The following is a 2,664-nucleotide window of genomic DNA, read 5'->3' on the forward strand; positions in this document are numbered from 1 at the left end:
ACGAGCAGTTCTTATGGGGAGGAGCTGGAAACGGGTCATAACCGATACTGCGCCAGTTCTTTACCCGACAAATTTTATTTAAAACATGGAAATCTTTCTTTCAAATTGACAAATGTAAAGAAATCAAGAAAGAACGCTTAGAGTGCCATTTATATGGACAACTCATCGGAATCCTCCTCTGTTCTTCTACAATGTTTCAAATGCGACAGTTTCTGCTTGAAAAGAAAAAGCAAGAGCTAAGTGAATACAAAGCCATTTATATGATAAAAAATTATTATCAGTTGTTTTATGAAGGATTACAAAAAGGCACCCAAGAATTATCAAAAATTTTTCTACGTTTTTTTTTGCCTTTTGGAGAAAAATGGACGAAAACCCCATACGTATGAGAAGAAAACAGTCTTTGATATCTTAGGTGTTGTCTATGAATGTACGATGTCACAAAAACGAAAATGTGCATAATTTTTTTAAAAATCCTATTCAGTAGGTTTATTTGTCATGCACATTTTTTATGTAGTCATCAAAAATCAAAGAGAATACACTACTATATAAACTCTTAGAACGCTTAGCTTGATGGCGATGGGGTACCACCCACATTTTAACGAAAATATACACTAAGCAAATTTCGACATAAAAATAGCCGGATTTTCTACTCTAAGAAAAATCCAGCTTTTATTTTTAGACTTGTTGTAAGGGACGAAGAGCTTCTAATGTTGTAGTATCTTTCGTATCGAATCGATACTCACCTAAAAAATTAATATGTTCCCACCCTAGTGGTGAGATATGTTTTAATAGTTCTTCATTAAATCCATACGTACTATTTAACATTTCTACAGCTTTACTTAAATATGTGGTATTCCATATAATGATGGCATTAATGAGAATACTTAATGCACTTGCTCGTTGCAATTGATCTTGGAGTGCACGCTCACTTTTTATTATTTATTACACCTATCTACCACCTTAATAATTTATACAAGATTTTATGCAAAAAAGAAGAAAAAGAAAATAACGAGGATCCCTAGAATCCCCGCTATATCAATCATGTATAAAATCTTGCATATCGATTGTACATCAAAAAGAAGAAAGAACCGAATCAAAACAAGGATTCCCCCTTGTCCTTGCTACCGATAATGAAACGTTATGTTAACCTTATATGTATAGAGTATTCATAAACCATCATACTCTTATTCATCTTTTTTATTAGGTTCTTGGATTTGGAGTAATTCAACAAAAACACTTGGCATGTCCTGTATTTGAATTCGATTGTCTACAAAATGTTGCAAATTAAATCCATTAAAAAGAGCCATTCCTGCTGTTGCTAAAGTTCTGGCATCCAATGAACTTCCGACAATACCTTCATTTTTCATTTCTTGAATAAAATGTGTAGTAAACGTCCTCCATTCTTCCATCTGGAGAGTAAGTATCTCTTTTATCTGTGGTAATTCATTCGAAATCATACAGCCTTGAAGAAGCATAGAAGAAGACCCCTTCTCATACTTAATATCTCATTTCCTCTATTCGGAAATGATCTTATTAACCAATAAAAACTACGAAACTCATATCCACAATCCTCCATCCACCGATAGACTTCCGTTGTATATAAGTCATCTTTTCGTTTTATTATTTGAACTTTATATTTTTTACTTGGAGAAAAAAACTCTGCTATTACCTGCTCCATAACTAAATTCACCCCTTTCAAATATTCATGTACAAACAGTATAATTTCTATTTCAAAAAACACAAAAAGAACCATTTTGGTTCTTTTTATTTTTTAAAATCCTATTTTATACCTTTATATTCACTTATGTCCGCATCATGGAACGCCTCTCGCCATACATCAAATGTTTTACAGAGTTCCCTAGTACCCTTCTTATGTAGATGAACATACTTATACCCATATTCATCTCCTTTTTTATGACGAACTTGGTTATTTTTTTTATTATAATTCTACCAGATCGGGTAATATCGTATTGTTCTTCATATCCTGTAACACTTCTTCTCTCTTCCACCATATCTTTCACCTCTAATAAATTGAGATTTTTTTAACTAGTTACATTTTCAAATCTGATTTATGAGTATTTATATTTTTATATTAACATAGACCTCTATTCACTCAGTGAATGACCCCTCCTTAACACTCTTACGAGTCGTTTGAAGAAGAGGCTTCCTGTTTCATAGAGCGTTGCTGCTTGGGAACCCAAGCAGTCTTACATACTCTCCACAGGCGTCGTTTATACTGTTTGGACACAACCTTGCCCTACAGTTTCATTCTTCGGTCGTTCTCACAAGTAATTGCTCTAATCCTTTCCGCAAAATGTTTAGACTTGCATTATAATCTCTGTCTAACACCGTTCCACACTTTGTACAAATATGTGTCCGAATCGAAAGTGATTTTTTCACACGATTCCCACAGCTAGAACAATCTTGTGATGTGTACGCTGGGTCTACTCTCACTAGTAAACCGCCAAATTTCTCACACTTATACAAAAGCATCTTACGAAAAGCGCCCCAGCCTGCATCAAAGATCGACTTCGAAACTTTTCGATTCCGAACCATCTTTCGAATATCAAGATTTTCTATACAAATCACCGAATACATTTGCGTGAGATGATAACTTAATTTGTGTAAGAAATCTTTTCTTTGATTCGCTACCTTTTCATGAAG

Annotated in this window: 2 protein-coding genes and 2 pseudogenes; 1 reads left to right on the forward strand and 3 read right to left on the reverse strand. The window is 33.9% G+C overall.

The window, feature by feature from the left end; genetic code table 11:
- Positions 1-68: 68 nt before the first annotated feature.
- Positions 69-459: pseudogene (locus C564_RS35995) on the forward strand (IS4 family transposase); the annotation flags it as partial.
- A gap of 216 nt (positions 460-675) precedes the next feature.
- Here the strand turns inward: C564_RS35995 and C564_RS33175 are convergent.
- The 3 genes and pseudogenes from C564_RS33175 to C564_RS0131250 all read right to left on the reverse strand — a co-directional run.
- A pseudogene (locus C564_RS33175) lies at positions 676-927 on the reverse strand (Tn3 family transposase); the annotation flags it as partial.
- Between the two features lie 257 nt (positions 928-1,184).
- Entirely contained in the window at positions 1,185-1,475 is a 291-nt protein-coding gene (locus C564_RS0131235) for a hypothetical protein (protein ID WP_018768208.1), read from the reverse strand.
- Positions 1,476-2,265: 790 nt separating this feature from the next.
- Positions 2,266-2,664: RNA-guided endonuclease InsQ/TnpB family protein (locus C564_RS0131250; RefSeq protein WP_018768211.1), on the reverse strand; the 399-nt coding region annotated here is incomplete at its 5' end.

Origin of the sequence: Bacillus sp. 105MF (genome assembly GCF_000374885.1) — a bacterium.
Lineage (GTDB): Bacteria > Bacillota > Bacilli > Bacillales > Bacillaceae_G > Bacillus_A > Bacillus_A pseudomycoides.

Bases quoted from the DNA above. Each gene is read 5' to 3' on its own strand.
- C564_RS0131235 (WP_018768208.1), bottom strand. From the start codon at position 1,475: ATGCTTCTTCAAGGCTGTATGATTTCGAATGAATTACCACAGATAAAA.